At 70.7% G+C, this 21,492-nt stretch carries 15 protein-coding genes; 3 read left to right on the forward strand and 12 right to left on the reverse strand.

The genetic code is table 11. The features are described 5' to 3' along the window. Window positions 1-5: 5 nt before the first annotated feature. From BC793_RS32110 to BC793_RS32165, 12 genes are all read right to left on the reverse strand, one after another. On the reverse strand, window positions 6-2,420 hold the full coding sequence (locus BC793_RS32110) for a sensor histidine kinase (RefSeq protein WP_239170414.1): 2,415 nt from the start codon (window positions 2,418-2,420) through the stop codon (window positions 6-8). Between the two features lie 269 nt (window positions 2,421-2,689). Continuing rightward, window positions 2,690-3,049, reverse strand: coding sequence for a sarcosine oxidase subunit gamma (locus BC793_RS32115; protein WP_239170415.1), 360 nt, complete (start codon window positions 3,047-3,049; stop codon window positions 2,690-2,692). 160 nt (window positions 3,050-3,209) lie between these two features. After that, on the reverse strand, window positions 3,210-5,981 hold the full coding sequence (locus BC793_RS51715; RefSeq protein WP_109599361.1) for a 2Fe-2S iron-sulfur cluster-binding protein: 2,772 nt from the start codon (window positions 5,979-5,981) through the stop codon (window positions 3,210-3,212). Beyond that, on the reverse strand, window positions 5,978-6,220 hold the full coding sequence (locus tag BC793_RS32125; RefSeq protein WP_109599363.1) for a sarcosine oxidase subunit delta: 243 nt from the start codon (window positions 6,218-6,220) through the stop codon (window positions 5,978-5,980). Before BC793_RS32125 ends, BC793_RS51715 begins: the two co-directional genes overlap by 4 nt. Before the next feature lie 20 nt (window positions 6,221-6,240). Then, complete coding sequence (locus BC793_RS32130; RefSeq protein ID WP_109599365.1) at window positions 6,241-7,488, reverse strand: sarcosine oxidase subunit beta family protein; 1,248 nt, start codon at window positions 7,486-7,488, stop codon at window positions 6,241-6,243. Then, a complete protein-coding gene (locus BC793_RS32135) occupies window positions 7,473-8,435 on the reverse strand; it encodes an ABC transporter substrate-binding protein (protein WP_109599367.1) in 963 nt (320 codons plus the stop codon). Before BC793_RS32135 ends, BC793_RS32130 begins: the two co-directional genes overlap by 16 nt. Window positions 8,436-8,437: 2 nt before the next feature. Continuing rightward, entirely contained in the window at window positions 8,438-10,396 is a 1,959-nt protein-coding gene (locus tag BC793_RS32140; protein ID WP_109599368.1) for an ABC transporter permease subunit, read from the reverse strand. Further along, on the reverse strand, window positions 10,396-11,433 hold the full coding sequence (locus tag BC793_RS32145) for a quaternary amine ABC transporter ATP-binding protein (protein WP_109599370.1): 1,038 nt from the start codon (window positions 11,431-11,433) through the stop codon (window positions 10,396-10,398). The genes BC793_RS32140 and BC793_RS32145 overlap by 1 nt, the downstream gene beginning before the upstream one ends. Then, on the reverse strand, window positions 11,430-12,875 hold the full coding sequence (locus BC793_RS32150) for an aldehyde dehydrogenase family protein (RefSeq protein ID WP_109599372.1): 1,446 nt from the start codon (window positions 12,873-12,875) through the stop codon (window positions 11,430-11,432). Before BC793_RS32150 ends, BC793_RS32145 begins: the two co-directional genes overlap by 4 nt. Then, window positions 12,872-14,530: a choline dehydrogenase gene (betA, locus tag BC793_RS32155; RefSeq protein WP_109599374.1), complete on the reverse strand. Its 1,659-nt coding sequence runs from the start codon at window positions 14,528-14,530 to the stop codon at window positions 12,872-12,874. Before betA ends, BC793_RS32150 begins: the two co-directional genes overlap by 4 nt. Continuing rightward, a complete protein-coding gene (locus BC793_RS32160) occupies window positions 14,527-14,868 on the reverse strand; it encodes a bifunctional 3-phenylpropionate/cinnamic acid dioxygenase ferredoxin subunit (RefSeq protein ID WP_109599376.1) in 342 nt (113 codons plus the stop codon). The genes betA and BC793_RS32160 overlap by 4 nt, the downstream gene beginning before the upstream one ends. Then, window positions 14,868-15,947, reverse strand: coding sequence for an NAD(P)/FAD-dependent oxidoreductase (locus BC793_RS32165; RefSeq protein ID WP_239170416.1), 1,080 nt, complete (start codon window positions 15,945-15,947; stop codon window positions 14,868-14,870). Before BC793_RS32165 ends, BC793_RS32160 begins: the two co-directional genes overlap by 1 nt. 197 nt (window positions 15,948-16,144) lie before the next feature. On the opposite strand from BC793_RS32165, the gene BC793_RS32170 reads away from it, so the two are divergent. From BC793_RS32170 to BC793_RS32180, 3 genes are all read left to right on the forward strand, one after another. After that, window positions 16,145-16,945 (forward strand): IclR family transcriptional regulator, encoded by an 801-nt coding sequence (locus tag BC793_RS32170; protein WP_109599380.1) that lies wholly within the window; start codon window positions 16,145-16,147, stop codon window positions 16,943-16,945. Between the two features lie 89 nt (window positions 16,946-17,034). Then, entirely contained in the window at window positions 17,035-19,440 is a 2,406-nt protein-coding gene (locus BC793_RS32175) for a GcvT family protein (RefSeq protein WP_109599382.1), read from the forward strand. Window positions 19,441-19,450: 10 nt separating this feature from the next. Continuing rightward, window positions 19,451-20,563: an aromatic ring-hydroxylating oxygenase subunit alpha gene (locus BC793_RS32180; RefSeq protein WP_109599384.1), complete on the forward strand. Its 1,113-nt coding sequence runs from the start codon at window positions 19,451-19,453 to the stop codon at window positions 20,561-20,563. The last annotated feature ends 929 nt before the right edge of the window (window positions 20,564-21,492 follow it).

Consider the following 21,492-nt stretch of genomic DNA (forward strand, 5'->3'; position numbering starts at 1 on the left):
AGCAGTCACGACAACCCCGCTGTTTCGGCATTCCCGCGCTGGATGCCGCCACGCAGCGCGTTGAGCCGATCACGTACCGACTCGGGTGAGTCGTTGATCAGGCTCGGCTTCTCGATGGTCGGTGCGGCGGCCTCGGCCGTCCGTGGCTGATTGCGCTGCGCGCGGGGGGTGCGCTTGCGCAGCCCGTTCGCGGTCCGGGGCGCGCTGTCGTCGGAGAGCGTGACGGTCTCCAGAGGCGCCGGTGCCTCCACCGGGGCCGGCGGCGGTGGCGCCGGGGTGGCCGGCTGGCCGCCGTTCACCACGACGTACTCGATCGCCGTCGACTGGAGCGGGCGGATCGGGGACGCCTCCATGGTCGGCAGCGGCGCCGGCATGGCCACGGTGGGCGCCTCGATGGTCGCGGTGATCTGGCGGGCGGGCCGGGACGCGGGGCGTGCCGTGGGCCGGGGTGGGGCGCCGACCGGCTGCGCGGTGGCCAGGATGTCGCCGGGCAGCGTGATCCGGGCCGTCACGCCGGTCACCGGCGACGGCGTGAGCTGGACGTCGATCCCCATCTGCATGGCCAGGCGGCCGACCACGTAGTGGCCGAGGAACCGGGCCGGCGCGGTGATGAAGTCACCCTCGCCACGCAGGCGCTCGTTGGCCCGCGCCATGTCGGCGGCCGTCATGCCGATGCCCTGGTCGCTGACGGCGATCAGGTAGTTGTCCCCGATCCGGCGGCCGTGGATCTCCACGTCCACGTCCGGCGGCGAGAAGGCCAGGCCGTTCTCGATCAGCTCGGCCAGCATGTGCGCGATGCCGCTGACCGTGGAGCCGGTGACCAGGGTGTCGTCCACCCGGCGCAGCGTGACGCGGCGGTACTCCTCGACCTCGGAGACCGCCGCCCGGATCACGTCGGTGACGTTCAGCGGCTCGGAGAGCTGCCGCGGGCTGGACGCGCCGACGAGGATCAGCAGGCTCTCGGCGTTGCGTCGCATGCGGGTGGCGAGGTGGTCGAGTTCGAAGAGGTTGGCCAGCCCGGTCGGGTTGGACTCCTCCCGCTCCAGTTTGGTGATGAAGCCGAGCTGGCGGCGCAGCAGGTTCTGGTTGCGGCGGCCCAGGTTGGCCAGTGACTCGGCGGTGGTCCGCCGCAGCACCGCCTGCTCGGTGGCCAGCTCGTACGCGGTGGCCTGGATCCGGTCGAACGCGTCGGCCACGAGCCGGACCTCGATGCTGGCGCCGCGGGGCACGAGCACCGGCAGCGGTGGCGCGGTGCTGTCGCCGATCGACGCCCGCTGGACGGCCTCCGGCAGCTGCTGGACGGCCAGCCGGTTCGCCTCACCGGCCAGCACGGTCAGCGGCCGGGCCACCGACTGCGACGCGACGGTGGCGAGCCAGATCGAGCCGGCCAGGCAGAGCAGCACGGCGCCGAGCAGCACGCCCATCCGGACCGAGGCCTCGTCCTCCAGCGTGGTGGCGCGGGCCGAGATCACCGATCCGACGTGGCGTTCCAGCTGGAGCATGTCGTCGAGCAGCGTGGTGTGCGCGGACCACCAGGACTGCGGGTTGACCTGGAGGTACCGGCCGTCGCCGGAGAGCAGCGCGACCTGCTCGAAGTAGGCCGCCTCGCGGGCCGGGCCGGTGTCGAACAGGTACTGCCGGGCCGCCCGCTCGATGCCGCTGGCGAAGCGGTCGAAGGAGGCGAGGGCCGCGTCCTTGGTGGAGCGCTGCGTGACGAACTGGAGGAACTCGCCCTGCTTGAAACCACCGGCCGAGAAGACACCGTTGAGGAAGGCACGCTCCTGGGCGATGGCCTCCTTGGCGGCGCTGAGCGACTCCAGCGCGGCCGCGCCACGGCGCAGCTCCTCGTCGCCGGTGCTGTCCAGATCGAAGTCCAGGTTGCCGAGGTCGGCGATCCGTGCGGTGTAGAACGCGAAGGTGGCGTCGCGCTTGCCGGAGCCGGTGTCGGTGCCGGCGCGGACACCGGTCAGCCCGTCCAGCTGCCGCGCGGCGGCGACCACCCGGTCCTCGACGTCGCCACCGTCGGAGACCAGCAGCTCGAGCTGGCTGCGGCTCAGGTCGACCGCGTCGCGGGCGGGCAGCATCTCGTCGCGGAAACCCTCGTTGCCGCCGAGGTAACCGGCGGTCAGTCCACGTTCGGTCTGCAGGTCCTGGACCAGCTCCTGCACCGCGACGTTGATGGTGACGGCGCGGGCGGTCGCGGAGGCCTCGCGGTAGTTGGCCACCTCGCCGACGGCCACGATGGTGAGCAGCACCAGAGTGGTGGCGACCGGCAGGGCCAGGGTACGGATCACCCGCCTGCGGATCGTGCCACCGGTCCGATGGCTCAGGACCTGCTTGTCACCTGCGTGGGCGCCGGGGGCCGGTGTGGTGCCACCGGCCGGCTCGGACAGCTCGGCGCCCTCGACATGGACGGACAAGCGATCAGCTCCTCTGTCGGCTGCCGGCGTGGCCCCGTCCTGGCCGGCACGCGAGTCGATTCACAAGAATGAATCGACGAAGTTTGTTGCACGAAGTGGACCCAAAGCAGCGCGAGGCGGCGGTCACCGAGTCGGATATCCGATCTTCCGTGATCGCCGGACAAGAATCTTCTTTTCCTTCTTGATGGTCAACACTGCGGACCGAAATTTACGATGGTGCAACCTCTTTGCGCATTACCTCGATTACTGCCGGTGATATGGGAGCGCTCTCAGTGACCCGCGGTGAGATCCGGGCTCGCATCCAGAATCCAGGCGGCCAGATGCGCGGCAAAGGACGAGCGCACCAGAACCCGGAAACCGGACATGCGGCGCTGTAACACCACGGGGGTGTGCGCGAGAACGGTCTGCGCGCAGTCGCCCACCGCGAACACCCGCGGATGCAGATCGATCGAGCAGCCGAACGCCAGAAGCTCGCGCACGCCCGGACCGTCCAGATCGAGCGCGGTCCGTTGCGCGGAGACGTCCACAACGGACGCCTCCGGGCCGCTGTAAGCGGAGATCAGCCGCTGCTCCGAACCCGGCGGCCCGACGACGAGGAATTCGTCCGGTCCGAGCCAGAGCACGTCCACGTCACCGTCGCTCGTGCTGCCGCCCGGTCGCGGTTCGGAACGACGGGTGATCCGCAGGTTGATCTGGGCCAGGAACGGGACCTCCGCAACGGTGATCGCGCCGCTCAGGGTGGCGAGACGGTCACGAACACCGTGCAGAGGGGACCTCCGCAAGTTCCGGTCAGCCGTCACGGCGCGTTCCTTCCGGGTCGTAGAGCACGGAACCAGTGACGGTCACCGGCACCAGGCCGTCGTCGAGGGTGGCCCAGACCGTCTGTCCGATCAGGTCACGGCCACCGCGGAGCAGGGCGAGAGCGAAGGTACGACCCAGAGCCGCGCTGCGATACGACGAGGTGACGTGCCCGAGCACCCGCTGCGGCGCGGCGGTGACCAGATGCGCGCCCTCCGGCAGCAGCCCGCCGTCGTCCGGGAGCAGGCCGACGAGCTGCTTGCGGTCGGGCCGCGCGGTGTCCGTACGCGTGAAGGACCGCTTGCCGATGAAGTCGGCCTTCTTCTTCGACACCGCCCAGCCCAGCCCCAGGTCGTGCGGGGTGACCGTGCCGTCGGTGTCCTGGCCGATGATCGGGTAGCCCTTCTCGGCGCGGAGCACGTGCATGGTCTCGGTGCCGTAGGGCGTGATACCGTGCGCCGCGCCCGCCGCGAGCAGCGCCTCCCACAGCGTGAGCGCGTCCCACCAGCTGACGTTGATCTCGTAGGCCAGCTCCCCGGAGAAGCTGATCCGGCAGACCCGGGCGGAGAGGCCGGCGACCTCGGTGTCGCGCCAGGTCATGAACCCGAAACCGGCCCGGCTGACGTCCAGGCCGGGCGCGACGGCGGCGAGCACGTCGCGGGACCGCGGCCCGACCAGCGCGACCGTCGCCCAGTGCTCGGTCACCGACGTGCAGCGCACCCGCAGTTCCGGCCACTCGGTCTGCAGCCACTCCTCCATCCAGTCGAGGACGGCGGCGGCGTTGCCGGTGGTCGTGGTGACCAGGAACCGTTCGTCGGTCAGCCGGATGACGGTCCCGTCGTCGAAGACCATCCCGTCCGGCCGGCACATCACGCCGTAGCGGATCGCGCCGGGCTTCAGCGTGCTGATCATGTTGGTGTACAGGCGGTCCAGGAAATCACCCGCGTCCGGACCCTGCACGTCGATCTTGCCGAGGGTGGAGGCGTCCATCATCGCCACGCCCTCGCGGGCCGCCCGGCACTCGCGCAGCACGGCCCCGGCCATGTCCTCGCCGTCGCGGGGGTAGTACCAGGGCCGCTTCCACTGGCCGACGTTCTCGAACAGCGCGCCGTGCGACTCGTGCCGGCCGTGCAGGGCGGTCACCCGGACCGGGTCGAAGAGCATCCCCCGGTCGCGGCCGGCCAGGGCGGCGAAACTCACCGGCGCGTACGGCGGCCGGAACGTCGTGGTACCCAGCGCACCGACCTCCACACCGAGCAGTTCCGCCACCACACCGCTGGTCAGCGTGCCACCGGTCCTCCCCTGGTCGTGGGCGGTGCCGGCGGTGGTGTAACGCTTCACGTGCTCGACCGAGCGCATCCCGGTGCCGGTCGCGCGGGCCAGGTCGGCGACGGTCACGTCCCGTTGCAGATCGGCGAACTGCACCGCCGGGTCGCCGCCGGGCAGCGTCCACACGGCGGCCGGCGGCGTCCCGGCCGGGTCCGCGGCCTCCGGCAGGACGATCCCGCGAGCGGTGAATCCGGCGGCGTCCGCGGCGCGCCCACCCATGGCGGCGCCTTCGGCGAGACAGACCCCGAGGTGGTACGAGCCACCCGCGGCCCCGGCCACGAAGAGGTTCTGACGGCAGCCCCCATCGGGACGGAATGCACCGAGTTCCGGGTCGTAGGCGAGCCGGCCCCCGGCCTGGCTGTAGAGCGCACCCACCGGGTTCCACCCGCCGGACACCAGCAGCAGATCGGCGTCCACCTCACGCCCGGCCCCGTCCGGTGACCGCAGCGTCACCGCCGACACCCGCTCCTCGCCGTGCACCCGGGCCACCGCCCAGCCGGGCAGCGCCTCGCCGTTCTGCACGCCGGGCCGCAGGTCGGCGATCGTGGCGATCTCCACCCCGGCGGCGGCCAGGTCGCGCGCCGCCGCGTAGGCGCTGTCATTGGTGGTGAGCACCACGGCACGGCGGCCGGGGAGTACGCCGTACCGGTTGACATAGGTGCGGGCCGCGCCGGCCAGCATGACCCCCGGCCGGTCGTTGTCGGCGAACGCCAGCGACCGCTCGTGCGCGCCGGTAGCCAGCACCACCTGCCGGGCCCGGATCCGCCAGACCCCCTCGCGCGACAGGTGTGCCGGGGCGAGCGCGCCGAGGTGGCCGGTGCGCCGCTGGACCGCGATCACGTGGTTGTCGTCGTAGTAGCCGAACGCCGTGGTCCGGGTCAGCACCCGGGTCTCCGGTGCCGCGGCGAGTTCGGCGGCCACCGTGTCCACCCAGTCCAGGTGTTCCCCGGTGCCGAGCAGGCTCCCGCCGGGGCGGGGCTGGTCGTCGAGCAGGATCACCCGGGCACCCGACGACGCGGCGGTGGCGGCCGCCGCCAGCCCGGCCGGGCCGGCGCCGATGACGAGGACGTCGCAGTGCGCGTGCGTGGAGTCGTAACGGGCCGGGTCGGGATCGCCGGCGAGCCGCCCGTGGCCGCGCAGCGATCGCGCGACGAGACCGCCGTACAGCTCGACCGTGGTGGCCGTCAGCATCGGCTCCGGGAACGGCTCCTCGATCTGCACGATCGCGTTGGGCTCCTCGATGCCGGCCGAGAAGACGCCCCGCGGCCGGCCCAGCCGGAGGCTGTCGGCCACCCGGAGCACCCCGTTGGCCAGCAGCGCCGACGCGAGCGTGTCGCCCCGGAACCCCTGATACTCGCGGCCGTCGAACCGGAAGCTCAGCGGCGTGTCCCGGTCGACCAGCCCACCCCGCTCGAGACGGTACGGCTGCGTCATGACAGCACCTCGTTGGTGACCGTGTCGCGGACCAGGCTGAACCAGCGACGGCACCCGGCGCTGTGGCTCCACCGTTCCCGGAACGGGCCCTTCGGGTTGTCCCGGAAGAACAGATACCGCGCCCACTCGGCGTCGGACAGGGCGGCCGGGTCGGCGGGGTACGCCACACCGGCCTGCCCGCCGTAGTGGAACTCGGACTCGTCGCGGGGCCCGCACCAGGGGCAGGGGATGAGCATCATGGCGTTTCCTAGGTGAGAACTCAGTGGGCGACCGCGGCGGCGCCGTGCTCGTCGACGAGAGCGCCGGTGACGAAGCGCTCCAGACTGAACGGCGCGTTCAGCGGATGGGGTTCGCCGTGCGCCACGGTGTGCGCGTAACACCAGCCCACGCCCGGTGTCGCCTTGAACCCGCCGGTGCCCCACCCGCAGTTCAGGTAGAGGTTCTCCACCGGCGACAGACCGACGATGGGGGAGGCGTCCGGGGTGACGTCGACGATGCCGCCCCAGGTCCGCAGCACGTGCGCCCGCGCGAACACCGGGAACAGCTCCAGGGCCGCCGACATCTGGCGCTCGATGATGTGGAACGCGCCGCGCTGGCCGTACCCGTTCCACGTGTCGATGCCGGCGCCCATCACCAGCTCACCCTTGTGCGCCTGGCTGACGTAGACGTGCACGGCGTTCGACATGACGACCGTCGGGTGGACCGGTTCGAGCAGTTCGGAGACGAGCGCCTGCAAGGGGTGACTCTGCAGGGGCAGGTCGATGCCGGCGGTCGCGGCCACCACCGAGGTGTGCCCGGCCGCGCTCAGCGCGACCCGCCCCGCCCCGATGGTGCCCAGGTTCGTGTGCACGCCGGTGACCCGCCCGCCGGTGATCTGCAGGCCCCGCACCTCGCAGTTCTGGATCAGGTCCACTCCGAGGGCGTCGGCGGCGCGGGCGTAACCCCAGGCCACGTAGTCGTGCTTGGCGATGCCCGCGCGCGGCTGGTAGGTCGCGCCGAGCACCGGGTAGCGCACGTCCGGGGAGATGTTGACGATCGGGCAGACCTCCCGCACCCGCGCCGGGTCGAGCCATTCGGCGTCGACCCCGTTGAGCCGGTTGGCGTGCACCCGTCGCACGCTGTCGCGCACGTCCTGCGGGCTGTGCGCCAGGTTGAGCACGCCCCGCTGGCTGAACAGGATCGGGTAGCCGAGTTCCTCTTCCAGGCTCTCCCACAGTTTGAGGGAGTGCTCGTAGATGCCGGCGCTCTCGTCCCACAGGTAGTTGGAGCGGATGATCGTGGTGTTCCGGGCCATGTTGCCGCCCGCGAGCCAGCCGCGTTCCAGCACCGCCACGTTCGTGATGCCGTGATTCCTGGCCAGGTAGTAGGCGGTGGCGAGGCCGTGCCCGCCGCCGCCTACGACGATGACGTCGTAGGCGGCCTTGGGCTCCGGGTTGCGCCACAGCCGGTCGGGGTGCTCCGGCAGGTCGCCGCCCGGGGCGGGGCGGGACCCTACTGGGCCAGCCACGCCTTCACCTTGTCCGGGTTCGCCTCGACCCACTTCTTGGCGGCGTCATCGGCGGACAGCTTGTCCTCGGCGATGTACTTGGCCACCACGTTCTGGTCGTCGTTGGTCCACGTGAACGCCTTGACCAGCTTGTAGGCGGGACCGTTGGCGTCGGCGAACTTCTTGCTGACGATCTTGTCGAGCACGTACTCGGGGTAGTCGCAGGCGACCTTCGCGGCGTCCGCGTCACAGCCGGTCTCGTACTTCGGCAGGCTGACCTTGACCAGCTTCAGCTCGGCCAGGAACCACTGCGGCTCGTAGAAGTAGCCGATCAGCGGCGTCTTCTTGGCCTCGGCCTGACGGAACGCGGTGATCAGCGCGGCCTCACTGCCGGCGTACACCACCTTGTAGTTCAGCTTCAGGTTCTTGACCAGCGCCTCGTCGTTGGTGACGAACGACGGGTCGCCGTCCAGGAGCTGGCCCTTGTCACCGGACTCGGACGTCTTGAACTGGGCGGCGTACTTGTTGAGGTTGTTCCAGTCGGTGATGTCCGGGTACTGGGCGGCCATCCACGGCGGTACGTACCAGCCGATGACGCCCTTGTTGCCGGTCTCGCCCGCCGCGACCGCGGTCTTCTGCTCGTCGATGTACTTCTTCTTGAGATCGTCGTGGCCCCAGTTCTCCACGATCGCGTCCACCTCGCCGGTGCCGAAGCCCTGCCAGGCGATCTCCTCCTTGAGGTCCTTCTTGGTGACGGTGCAACCGAGGTTCTTCTCCGCGACGTACGCGATGACCGCGGCGTTCGCCTCGTACCCGACCCACGGGTTGACGGCCAGGTTGAAGGTGCCGCAGGCGGCCGCGCCCGACGACGAGCCGGCCACCGGGGTCTCGCCGATCTTCTCGCCGCCGCAGGCGGTCAGCGCCAGTGCCGTGACGGCGGCGGTCGCCGTGAGGCGCAATAGCTTCATGTTCAGTTACTACCTTTCGAGGGGGAAGAGGCCCGGGCGATGCGGTCGAGCATGATCCCGAGCAGCACGATGGCGGCGCCGGCCGCGAGGCCCTTGCCGTAGAGCTGTCCCTGGGAGAAGCCGGCGACCACGTCGTATCCGAGCGCACCGGCTCCGACCAGGCCGCCGACCACGACCATGGACAGGACATAGATGAGGCCCTGGTTCGCCGCGAGGGTGAGCGACGGCCGGGCCATGGGGAGCTGAACCTTGGTGATCATCTGCCAGGCGCTGGACCCGGCGGCGGTCGCGGACTCGGCGGTGGCGGCCGGGATGGCGCGCACCCCGTCCGCGACGATCTTGATGGCGACCGGGGCGGCGAACACCACGGCGGCCACGATCGCGGTGAAGCGGGTGGCCGAGAAGAGCGCCAGGAACGGCACCAGATAGACGAACGCCGGCATCGTCTGGCCGGCGTCCAGGACCGGGCGGATGATCCGGTCGGCGAACCGGTTGCGGCCCATCCACACGCCGACGGCCACCCCGAGGAGCATCACCATCGCGGTCGCGACGATCGTCATGGCCAGCGTCGTCATGCTGTCCTGCCACAGCCCGGTGCCGATCAGCAGAGCCACGCACGCGGCCGTGGTGATCACCGACCGCACGGTGCCGAGCAGCGCGGCGAGCAGCACGGCGACCGCGCCGACCAGCCACCACGGCGATTCGACGAGCAGCGCTTCCAGCGGGTTGAGCAGGGCGTACGTGATCGCGTTCTTGATCGCCTCGGTGGCGGTGGACAGGTCCTGCTGCGCCCACAGGGCCACCGAGTCGGCGCTCTTGGCGAGCGTGCCGCCGATCGTGACGTCGTCCGGGAACTCGGCCGCCCAGTAGTAGGTGTGCGACAGGTAGGCGCAGACCGCCGCGACGACACCGAACACGGCGAGCAGGGGCCGGCGGAACCGGGCGGCCCGTCCGGTCTGCCGCACCCGGTTCCCGGCCGCCGTGGTGACCCGGTCCAGCACGACGGCCATCACGACGATCGCCAGGCCGGCGTTGAACGCGGTGCCCACGTCGAGCGTCTGCAGCGCCTTGATCACGGTCTTGCCCAGGCCGGGGGCGTCGATGAGGGCCGCGATGGTGACCATCGACAGCGCCGCCATGATGGTCTGGTTGACGCCGAGAACGATGGTGCCCTTGGACAGCGGCAGCAGCACCCCGGTGAGTTTCTGCCGGCCGGTGGCACCGAGCGACTCGGACGCCTCGACCGCCGAGCGCGGCACCGAGCGGATGCCGTGCGCGGTGAGCCGGATCGCCGGCGGCATCGCGTAGATCAGCGTGGCGATCGTCGCCGACGCGGGGCCGATCAGGAACAGCAGGGTCAGCGGGGCCAGGTAGACGAAGGTCGGCATCGTCTGCATGAAGTCCAGGACCGGCGTGACCAGCTTGTGGAAGCGGTCGGACAGCCCGGCCCAGATGCCCAGCGGGATGCCGATGAGCAGCGAGATCACCACCGCGCCCAGGGTGAGGGCGAGCGTGTCCATGCTCTCCTCCCACAGACCCTGCAACCCGAAGAAGACGAAACCGGCGGCGGCGAGCAGGGCCGGCTTCCACCCGGCGAAGACCCAGGAGACGTACGCGACGACGGCCACCACCCCGAGCCAGCCGAGCACCGGCACCGGCCGGCCGTACGACGGCTGGGCGATCAGGTCTTGGAGGAACGTGACCAGGCTGTCGACGGCGGCCCGGATCTCGTTGAAGAAGTACAGGAAGAACGGGCTGCTGTCGCGGTTCGCGCCGACCGTGTCGTTGACGTCGTTGAGCCAGTGGTGCAGCGGGGTCAGGTCGGCGGGGGAGAGCCCGAGCGTGTGCACCCCACGTGCCGGCACCCAGATCAGCACCCAGGCCAGCAGGACGGCGGCCACCAGGACCGGCTTGCCCGGCCGCCGCCACGTCCGCTGGAGGCCGACCGTCGTGGTGGCCATCAGGCGACGGCTTCCACGTCGGTCACGACGGTGAGGATCTCCTCGGCGGTGACGACCCCGAGCAGCGTCCCGTCCCGTACCACCTTGACCGGCCGGTCGGCGGCCAGCACGGTCCGGACCGCGTCCCGGATGACCACCTCGGGACCCAGTTCCGGGCCGTCCAGCACGTCGTCCGGGCGCGGCTGCCGCATCACCCAGCGCAGGGTCAGCACCGAGGCCCGCGGCACGTCCCGGACGAAGTCGCGCACGTAGTCGTCGGCCGGCGCGCCGACCAGCTCGTCGCCGGTGCCGCACTGCACCTGCCGGCCGTCCCGCATGATCAGGATCCGGTCGCCGAGCCGCAGCGCCTCGTTCAGGTCGTGGGTGATGAAGACCATCGTCTTGCCGACCTCGCGGTGCAGGCGGATGACCTCGTTCTGCATGTCGCGGCGGATCAGCGGGTCGAGGGCGGAGAACGGCTCGTCGAAGTAGAGGACGTCCGGGTCCACGGCCAGCGCCCGGGCCAGGCCGACGCGCTGCTGCATGCCGCCGGACAGCTGGTCGGGGTAGCTGTGCTCGTACCCCTCGAGGCCGACCAGGTCGATCACCTCGCGGGCCCGGCGCAGCCGCTCGGCCTTCGACGCGCCGCGGATCTCCAGGCCGTACGCCACGTTGTCGATCACCTGCCGGTACGGCAGCAGCCCGAAGTTCTGGAACACCATGGAGAACTTGTGGCGGCGCAGGTCCCGCAGCCGCCGCTTGCCGGCGCCCAGGATGTCCTCGCCCTCGAAGACGACCTGCCCGGCGGTCGGCTCCACCAGCCGGGTGAGGCAGCGGACCAGGGTGGACTTGCCGGACCCGGACAGGCCCATCACCACGAAGACCTCGCCGGGCGCGACGTCGAACGACACCTCGCGGACCGCGGCCGTGCAGCCGGTCCTCTCGATCAGCTCACGCCGGGTCAGCGCCTTCAGTTCGTCCGAACGCGGCACCCGGTCCGCCTTGTGCCCGAACACCTTCCACAGGTCCCGGACCGAGATCACGGTCTCGGTGCTCATGACGACTCCAATGTCTCGGGACGGAACCAGTGCTGGGGGCGGGGGTCGATGTTCTGCCAGACGTGCTTGGTCTCGCGATATTCGTCGAGCCCGCTGGGGCCCAGCTCACGGCCGATGCCGGACTGCTTGAAACCGCCCCACTCGGCCTGCGGCACGTACGGGTGGTAGTCGTTGATCCAGACGGTGCCGTGCCGCAGCCGCTGCGCGACCCGCTGAGCCCGGCCGGCGTCGCTGGTCCACACCGCCCCGGCGAGCCCGTAGTCGGTGTCGTTGGCGATCCGTACCGCCTCGTCCTCGCCGGTGAACGTCTCCACGGTCAGCACCGGCCCGAACGACTCGTCACGCACGACGGTCATGCCGGAGCGGCACCCGTCCAGGACGGTCGGCAGGTAGTAGAAGCCGCCGGCCAGCGCCGGGTCGTCCGGCCGCCGCCCGCCGCAGCGCAGCACCGCGCCCTCGGCCAGGCCCGCGGCCACGTACTCCTCGACCTTGGCCAGGTGCGCCGCCGAGATCAGCGGCCCCGTCTCGGCGTCCGGGTCGAACGGGCCGCCCAGCCGGATCCGCCGCGCGCGCTCGACGACCGCGTCCACGAAGTCGTCGTGGATGGACTCCTCGACGACGAGCCGCGCGCCGGCCGAGCAGACCTGGCCGGAGTGCAGGAACACCGCGGTCAGCGCGAAGTCGACGGCGGTGTCGAAGTCGGCGTCGGCGAAGACCACGTTGGGGTTCTTGCCGCCCAGTTCCAGGGCCACCCGTTTCACGGTGGCGGCGGCCGCGGCCATCAGCGCCCGGCCGGTCCGCAGGCTGCCGGTGAACGAGACCAGATCGACGTCCGGGTGCTCGGCCAGCGGCGCCCCGGCTTCCGGCCCGGCGCCGAGCACCAGGTTCGCGACCCCGTCCGGCAGCCCGGCCTCGGCCAGCAGCCGGAGCAGGATGATCGCCGTCGACGGCGTCAGCTCGCTCGGCTTGAGAACGAACGTGTTGCCCGCGGCCAGGGCCGGGGCGACCTTCCACGACGTCTGGAGCAGCGGATAGTTCCACGGGGTGATCAGGCCGCACACGCCGACCGGCTCGTGCGTGATCCGGCTGATCGCGTCGGCCCGGCCGGTCTCGATGACCCGGCCCGCGTCGGTCGCGGCGATTCCCGCGTAGTAGCGGAACGCCTTCGCCACGTCCTGCATGTCGTACTCGGCCTCGACCAGCCGCTTTCCGGTGTCCAGGGCCTCGGCGCGGGCCAGTTGCGCCGCGTCCCGGTCGATCAGGTCGGCGACCCGGAACAGCAGCGCGCCCCGCTCGACCGCCGGGGTGTGCGGCCACGGGCCGGCGTCGAACGCCCGGCGGGCGGTGGCGATGGCGGCGATCGTGTCCTCGCGGGACCCGTCGGTCACCGTGGTGACGAGGCTGCCGTCGGCCGGGCAGCGGATCTCCCGTTTCCCGGTCACCGGTCGATGCCCTGCCGGAAGAACGGCACCTCGACCGGGGCGAGCGGGGTGTTGCCGAGGATCAGGTCGGCGGCCTTCTCGGCGATCATCATCACCGGGGCGTAGATGTTGCCGTTCGTGACGTACGGCATCACCGAGGCGTCGACGACACGGAGCCGCTGGACGCCGTGCACCCGCATGCTCGCCGGATCGACCACCGACATGTCGTCGGCACCCATCCGGGCCGTGCACGACGGATGCAGCGCGGTCTCACCCTCACGCCGCACCCAGTCGAGGATCTCCTCGTCGGTCTCGACCGCACTGGCCGGTGACGTCTCGCCCCCGTTGAACGGATCCAGTGCGGGCTGATTGAGGATGGTGCGGGCGACCCGGACCGCCTCCACCCACTCCCGGCGGTCCTGATCGGTGGAGAGGTAGTTGAAGCGCAGCGCCGGGTGCTCCCGCGGATCCCGGCTCCGGATCTTCACGCTGCCGCGGGCGTCGGAGTACATCGGCCCGACGTGCACCTGGTAGCCGTGCCCGCCGGCCGGGGACGAGCCGTCGTAGCGGACCGCGATCGGCAGGAAGTGGAACATCAGATTCGGGTACGCGACCTGGTCGTTGCTGCGGACGAACCCGCCCGCCTCGAAGTGGTTGGTGGCGGCCGGGCCGCTGCGCAGGAACAGCCACTGCGCGCCGATCCACGGCCGGTGCCGCCATTTCAGGTACGGCTGCATCGACACCGGCTGCGTGGACGCGTACTGGATGTACACCTCCAGGTGGTCCTGAAGGTTCTCGCCGACCCCGGGCAGGTGGTGGACCGGCGTGATGCCGAGGGCGGACAGTTCGGCGGCGTCACCGATGCCGGACAACTGGAGGATCTGCGGGGTGTTGATCGCCCCACCGCAGAGGATCACCTCGCCCGCGTACACGCGGTGCGGTGCGCCGCCCCGCCGGGTCGTGTACTCGACGCCGACCGCCCGGGTCCCGTCGAAGAGCACCCGCGAGACGAGTGCTCTGGTCCGTACCGTCAGATTGGGTCTGCTCATCGCCGGGTGCAGGTAGGCGCCTGCCGCGGAGAGACGCCGGCCCCGCTGGATGTTGCGGTCGAAGAGGGCGAAGCCCTCCTGGCGTTCCCCGTTGACGTCGGCGGTCGGCGGATAACCGGCCTGCTCGCTCGCCGCCAGCATCGCCCGGAAGAGCGGATTGGTGCCCGGCCCGCGTTCCAGGACCAGCGGCCCGTCATGCCCCCGGTACGGATCGTCCGGGTCGGCGGCCAGGCAGTTCTCCATCCGGTTGAAGTACGGCAGGCAGTGCGCGTAGTCCCAGTCCGCCATGCCCGGGTCGGCCGCCCAGCGCTCGTAGTCGAGCGGGTTGCCGCGCTGAAAGATCATTCCGTTGATGCTGCTGGAGCCGCCGAGGACCTTGCCGCGGGCGTGGTAGATGCGCCGGCCGAGCATGTGCGGCTCGGGCTCCGACTCGTACTTCCAGTCGTAGAAGCGGCTGCCGATCGGGAACGTCAGCGCCGCCGGCATGTGGATGAACACGTCCCACGGGTAGTCGGGACGGCCCGCCTCCAGCACCAGGACCTTGTTGAGCGGGTCGGCGGAGAGCCGGGCGGCCAGCGCCGAGCCGGCCGAGCCGCCGCCGACGATCACGAAGTCGTACTTGGTCATGGCTTGGCTCCGGGTGGCAGATTGGGTGGTTCCTTCGAGAGTTCGACGTGGACGACGCCGTCGGTCACCTCGACCCGGTGGGTGCGTACCGGTTTCTTCGCCGGGGGCGCGTCGACCGCACCGGTGCGCAGGTCGAAGCGGGAGGCGTGCAGCGGGCACTCCACCTCGCAGCCCTCCAGCCAGCCGTCGGCGAGCGACGCGTCCTGGTGGGTGCAGGTGTCGTCGATCGCGAAGACCTCGCCGTCCTCGGTGTGGAAGATCGCCACCGCCGGTTCGGTCGCCCACCGGTACGCCTCACCCGGTGGTATCTCGCTGAGCGGGCAGACGGGTTGCAGCATCAGGCCTCCTGGGGCGCGGAGCGCAGCTGACGGCGCCACCGGGTGAACAGTTTCGGCTGGTTGAGGCCGAGGACGGCGGACGGCTGCCCGTCGCGCTCGTAAACGGCCAGGAAACTGCGCCGCTCCGGGTCGCCCTCGACGATCCGGACCGTGTCGCCGGGCGCGTGGTGGCCGGCGAACTGGATCATCACGCCGTACTGGTCGGACCAGAAGTAGGGCGGTTTCGTGACGGGCGGATCGGTGCCCAGCAGCTCCGCCACCGCGGTCGCGGGATGCTCCAGCGCGAAGGTCCAGTGCTGCGAGCCGGTGCAGTCGCCGGTGGCCACCACTCCCGGGACGCTCGTTGCGGCGGCCAGCCCGCCCGCCGATTCCAGCCACTCCACGTTGGGGATCGCGCCGATACCGGCCACCACCAGGTCGGCCGGAAGGCGGGTGCCGTCGGCCAGTTCGACCGCCTCGATCCGATCGGTTCCGGTCAGCCCGGTCACCGGCAGGCCGGTCAGCAGCCGGACGCCGTGATCGCCGTGCAGCCGGGAGACGATCTCGCCCATCTCGGTGCCGAGCTGGCCGGCCAGGGGAGTGGGCAGGGACTCGACGACGGTGACGTCCCAGCCGAGTTTACGGGCGCTGGACGCGACCTCGGCGCCGATGAAACCGGCGCCGATCACGACGAGCCGGCCGGTCTGCTTCAGCGCTTCGCGCAGGGCGAGCGCGTCGTCCAGGGTGCGCAGCGTGTGGACGCCGAGGTGCTCGATCGGGCGGGCCCGGGCGCCGGTGGCGATGACGACGCCGTCGGCCCGGATCACCTCACCGGTGTCGAGGTGCACGGCGCGGGTCCGCGGGTCGAACCCGGTCGCGGTGACGCCCAGCCGCCAGTCGGCGCCGAGGTCCTCGCCGTCGTGGGTGAGCGCCAGGTCGGTGACCGTGACCGCGCCGGTCAGGAAGTCCTTGGAGAGCGGCGGGCGATCATAGGGCAGGTGGGGCTCCGCGCCGACGACGACGATCTCGCCCGCGAAGGACTGCCGACGCAGGGCGCGGACGGCTGCGAGACCGGCCAGGGACGCCCCGACAATCGCCACTTTATCCACGCAGACGACCGCCCGTCGTTGTGCAAAACGAAACAGCTCGTGAGATCCGCAACAGACTGCCCGGCCCCTTGATCGATAGTCAAGAGTGCGACACCGAGCCGTCACGTCTTGCAACTTCCCGGAAATCGCAGACGAGTCTCATACGCCATGAGCACCGAACGCGACTCTTGGTAACTTATTGTTGCGCTATGAGCAACGAACGCGAGTCGGGTCCGGCGCTCGTCCAGTCCGTCGACCGGGCATTGAACATCCTCGAAATCTTGGCACGGCGCCGTGCGGCCGGTGTCACCGAGATCGGCAAAGAGCTCGGCGTGCACAAATCCACCGCGTTCCGCCTGCTCGCGGCGCTGGAGGCGCGGGGTTTCGTGGAGCAGGCCCAGGACCGCGGCAGCTACCGTCTCGGTCTCGGCGTGGTCCGCCTCGCCGGCGCGGTCACCGCCCAGCTCGACCTCAGCCGCCAGGGCCACGAGGCCTGCGACCGGCTCGCCGCCGACCTGGGCGAGACCGTCAACATCGCGATCCTCGACAGCAACCGCGCCGTCAACATCACCCAGAGCCGTGGTGCCGCCTCGGTCGCCAGCCACAACTGGGTCGGCCGGCAGACCCCGCTGCACGCCACCTCCAGCGGCAAGATCCTGCTCGCGCACGCGCCGTCGGAGGTGCGGGCCGCGGTGTTCGCCGAGCCTCCGCAGCGGTTCACCGACGCGACCGTCACCGGGGAGGACGAGCTCTCCGCCGAGCTCGACCGGGCCCGCGCCGAGGGCTGGGCCTGCACGTCCGAGGAGTACGAGGTGGGCCTCAACGCGGTGGCCGCGCCGATCCGGGGTGCCGACGGTGCGGTGATCGCGGCCATCAGTGTCTCCGGCCCGGCGTACCGCCTGGACCGGGACGCCTTCCCGGCGATCGCGAAGCGGGTGATCGCCGCGGCCGACGAGGTGAGCGGGCGGATGGGCTGGGTGCCCCCGCTGCGGCAGGCGACGCACCTTTAACAATCGGCGCCTTGACGCCGGTCCCGCGGTTCGTCGAAGCTGTTGCGTATTCCAAGCGGTGTTGCGCTCTGTGAAACGCAAGGACTGCCATGAACCCTCGTGTAGTCGTCATCGGCGCCGGCGTCGTCGGCAGCGCCCTCGCGGACGAGCTGACCGAACGCGGCTGGACCGATGTCACCGTGGTCGACCAGGGCCCGCTCTTCACCCCCGGCGGCTCCAGCTCGCACGCCCCCGGCCTGGTCTTCCAGACCAACCCGTCGAAGACCATGACCGAGCTGGCGTCGTACACGGTCGCCAAGCTCAGCGGCCTCACGCTCGACGGACAGTGGTGTTTCCGGCAGGTCGGCGGCCTCGAGGTGGCCACCACCGAGGCCCGTCTGCACGACCTCAGGCGCAAACACGGCCTGGCCACCTCGTGGGGTGTCGAGGGCGCCCTGCTCGACCCCGCCGAGTGCGCCGCCCTGCACCCGCTCCTCTCCGCCGAGAAGATCCTCGGCGGCTTCCACGTCCCCACCGACGGGCTCGCCAAGGCGGTCCGCGCCGTCGAGGCCCAGGCCCGGCGGGCGATCGGGCGCGGCGCCCGGTTCCTCGGCGGGCACACCGTCACCGGCGTCGCCCAGCAGGGCGGCCGGGTCACCGGCGTCGAGACCGACCAGGGTGTCATCCCGGCCGACGTGGTCGTCTGCGCGGCCGGTTTCTGGGGCCCCCGGGTCGGCGAGATGGCCGGCCTGACCATCCCGCTGCTGCCGCTGGCCCATCAGTACGCCAAGACCGGCCCCGTCCCCACCATGGCCGGCGTGAACGACCTGGTCCTGGAGGCGAGCAGGCCCATCCTCCGCCACCAGGACCAGGATCTCTACTACCGGGAACACGGCGACCGGATCGGGATCGGCTACTACGGGCACCGGCCCATGCCGGCCGATCTCGGCAACCTCGGCGCGGCGATGCCGAGCGTCCTCGACTTCACCGCCGAGGATTTCGCGCCCGCCTGGACCGCGAGCGTCGACCTGATGCCCGGCCTGGCCGCCACGTCCGTCGAGGAGGGGATGAACGGCATCTTCTCGTTCACCGCCGACGGGTTCCCGCTGATCGGCGAACACCGCGACCTGGCCGGGTTCTGGGTCGCCGAGGCGGTCTGGGTCACCCACTCCGCCGGTGTCGCCCGGGCGCTCGCGCAGTGGCTGGTCGACGGGCAGCCCGGGATCGACCTGCACGAGGCCGACCTGCACCGGTTCGAGCAGGTGCAGCTGGCGCCGGACTACGTCGAGGAGAGAGCCAGGCAGAACTTCATCGAGGTGTACGACATAGTGCACCCGTTGCAGCCGATGGAACGCCCGCGCCCGCTGCGGACCAGCCCGTTCCACGCCCGGCAGCAGGACCTCGGCGCCGTCTTCCTGGAAGGCGCCGGATGGGAACGGCCCTACTGGTACACCGCCAACCCGCCCGCCCCGGACCTGCCCGCCCGCGACGACTGGTCGGCCCGCTACTGGTCACCGATCGCCGCCACCGAAGCGAGGATCACCCGGGAACGGGTGGCGATGTACGACATGACGCCACTCAAGCGCCTGGAGGTCAGCGGGCCCGGGGCGCTGGACTTCCTCCAGTACCTGACGACCAACAACCTCGACAAGTCGGTCGGCTCTGTCACGTACACCCTGATGCTCGGTTTCGACGGCGGGATCCGCAGTGACCTGACCGTCGCGCGTCTCGGACCGCAGGTCTTCCAGGTCGGTGCCAACGGGCCGCTCGACGAGGACTGGATGCGGCGGCACGCCCCCGACACCGTGCAGATCCGCGACATCACCGGCGGAACCTGCTGCATCGGACTGTGGGGACCGCTCGCCCGGCACGTGCTTCAGCCACTGACCCGCACCGACTTCTCGCACGAGGCCGTCAGGTACTTCCGGGCGCAGCGGGCCTTCATCGGCGAGGTGCCGGTCACCGCGATGCGCCTGTCCTACGTCGGTGAACTCGGGTGGGAGATCTACACCAGTGCCGACCTGGGACTACGGCTGTGGGACACGCTGTGGGAGGCCGGGCTTGCGCACGGGATCATCGCGGCCGGGCGCAGCGCCTTCAACAGCCTGCGCCTGGAGAAGGGCTACCGGTCGTGGGGCACCGACATGACGACCGAGCACGACCCGGTCTCGGCGGGCCTGGAGTTCGCGGTCCGGATGGACAAGGGCGACTTCATCGGCCGCGCCGCTCTCTCCACCGTCGCGAAGCAACGGCGTCTCACCTGTCTCACCCTGGACGATCCGGCTGCCGTCGTGATGGGTAAGGAACCGGTGTACGCCGGCGGCGCCCCGGTCGGCTACGTCACCAGCGCGTCCTACGGATACACCATCGGCCGCACCGTCGCGTACGCATGGCTTCCCGCAGCTCTCTCCGTCCCCGGCACGACCGTCGACGTCGAGTACTTCGGCGAACGGCTCCCGGCGACCGTGGCGGCCGAGCCGCTGTTCGACCCGAAGATGGAACGCATCCGCCGATAGAGGTGTCACCGTGACCGCCAGCCTCATCCCCACCCTCCCCGGCCACTACTACACCGACCCCGCGATCTTCTCCCTCGAACAGTCGCGGATCTTCGAGACCATGTGGTTCTGCGCGGTCCGCGCCGCCGACCTGCCGAACCCCGGCAGCTTCAAGTCGGTGGAGATCGGCCGGGAGAGCGTCCTCATCGTCCGCGGGCGCAACGGTGCGCTGCGCGCGTTCCTCAACATCTGCCGGCACCGGGGCGCGAAACTGTGCACCGAGGAGACCGGCGAGGTGAAGCGGGCGTTCCAGTGCCCGTACCACGCGTGGACGTACGGCCTCGACGGCAAACTCATCGCCGCGCCCAACCTGACCAGGATGCCGGACATCGACCGCGTCGAGTACGGCTTGGTGAACGTGCACCTGCGGGAGTGGATCGGGTACGTGTGGGTGTGCCTGGCCGACGAGCCGCCGCCGTTCGAGGACGACGTGATGGGCGCCGTCACCGAACGGCTCGGGACCCTGGCGGCGATCGACGCGTACGACATCGACACCCTCCAGGTCGGCCGGCGCATCACCTACGACGTGAAGGCCAACTGGAAGCTGATCGTCGAGAACTTCATGGAGTGCTACCACTGCGCGACCATCCACCCCGAACTGGTGGAGGTGCTGCCCGAGTTCGCCGACGGATACGCCGCCCAGTACTACGTGGGCCACGGCGCCGAATTCGGCACCGGCATCCAGGGTTTCACCGTCGACGGCTCGGAGGGTTTCGACAGGCTCCCCGGCGTGACCGACGACCAGGACCGGCGCTACTACGCCATCACCATCAAGCCGCAGGTCTTCGTCAACCTGGTCCCCGACCACATCATCCTGCACCGCATGTACCCGGTGGCCGCCGACCGCACCATCGTCGAATGCGACTGGCTGTACTCCCACGAGGTGGTCACCTCCGGCCGTGACGTGTCCCGCTCGGTGGAGCTGTTCCACCGCGTGAACGTCCAGGATTTCGACGCGTGCGAGCGCTGCCAGCCCGCGATGAGCTCCCGCGCCTACGCCCGGGGCGGTGTCCTGGTCCCCTCCGAACACCACATCGGCGCCTTCCACAACTGGGTAACCACCCGCCTCACCCCCACCCCCTAACCCCTCCGCCCACCGACCCCGCGTCGCACGCCGGCCACTCCCCGCAACGCACCCCACCACCCCCACCGGCACCCGGCCCCCGCCAGTCCCCGGTCCTTGCGGGTCTTCGGTCCTTGCGGGTCTCCGGTCCTTGCCCGGTGCTCCCGTTCCCGCCGCTGCCCCCACCTTGCTGGCCCCCTTTCTTGCCGGCGCCCCGTTCTTGCCGGTGCTTCGCCCCCGCCGATCCCGCCCTCGCTGGTGCCCCGCGCCAGCGGTTCCCCGTGACGCGACAACCGTCGTCGCCGCCGATCCTCCTGCGACAGCGCCCACCCTTCGGCAAACGATGACCCGAGCACACGATCGCTCTTTGTGTGCTCCGGCCCCCGTCATGGCGGTGATGGGCGATCACGTTATGCGGATTGTGGGCTTCCACCCCCGCCATAGCGATGACCAGCGCACACGATCGGCCAATGTGTGCTGCCACCACCGTGCCCTCCAACGGACGCGCCGGTCCCGAAGACCGTAACCACCGTCCACCGAGACCGGCGTCACCAACATCGAGTCACACCTCCCCCGCCTGGCAAGCCGACCTCGACGACCGCGAACATCAACCCGCGACGGAAACCGCGACATGCCACCAGCGACGCGAAAGCCGCCACACCCCAGCCCGCGCCCCTCCACACCGCAGGCATCCGTGCCGAAACCCCCGGCTCCCGGTGCAAACCGATCTTGCCCGGCTGGCCCACACCGCTGTCTCAGCGCGGCTGAGACAGCGGTGCGAACCAGCCGGATCTTCCTGGCTGGTTCCCACCGCTGTTTCGAAGGCCGTGAGACAGCGGTGGGAGCCAGCTGGATCGGGACTGTAAAAAGAACGGTGTAACTCCTGATCAAGGAGACGCACCTGATGACCATGACGACCGAGGCCGTGGATACTTCCGCGGTGGCCAAGA

Origin of the sequence: Actinoplanes xinjiangensis (assembly GCF_003148685.1) — a bacterium.
GTDB classification, from domain to species: domain Bacteria; phylum Actinomycetota; class Actinomycetes; order Mycobacteriales; family Micromonosporaceae; genus Actinoplanes; species Actinoplanes xinjiangensis.

Bases quoted from the DNA above. Each gene is read 5' to 3' on its own strand.
- BC793_RS32160 (WP_109599376.1), bottom strand. From the start codon at position 14,868: ATGCTGCAACCCGTCTGCCCGCTCAGCGAGATACCACCGGGTGAGGCG.
- BC793_RS32170 (WP_109599380.1), top strand. From the start codon at position 16,145: ATGAGCAACGAACGCGAGTCGGGTCCGGCGCTCGTCCAGTCCGTCGAC.
- BC793_RS51715 (WP_109599361.1), bottom strand. From the start codon at position 5,981: ATGACGCAGCCGTACCGTCTCGAGCGGGGTGGGCTGGTCGACCGGGAC.
- BC793_RS32175 (WP_109599382.1), top strand. From the start codon at position 17,035: ATGAACCCTCGTGTAGTCGTCATCGGCGCCGGCGTCGTCGGCAGCGCC.
- BC793_RS32125 (WP_109599363.1), bottom strand. From the start codon at position 6,220: ATGATGCTCATCCCCTGCCCCTGGTGCGGGCCCCGCGACGAGTCCGAG.
- betA (WP_109599374.1), bottom strand. From the start codon at position 14,530: ATGACCAAGTACGACTTCGTGATCGTCGGCGGCGGCTCGGCCGGCTCG.
- BC793_RS32145 (WP_109599370.1), bottom strand. From the start codon at position 11,433: ATGAGCACCGAGACCGTGATCTCGGTCCGGGACCTGTGGAAGGTGTTC.
- BC793_RS32135 (WP_109599367.1), bottom strand. From the start codon at position 8,435: ATGAAGCTATTGCGCCTCACGGCGACCGCCGCCGTCACGGCACTGGCG.
- BC793_RS32140 (WP_109599368.1), bottom strand. From the start codon at position 10,396: ATGGCCACCACGACGGTCGGCCTCCAGCGGACGTGGCGGCGGCCGGGC.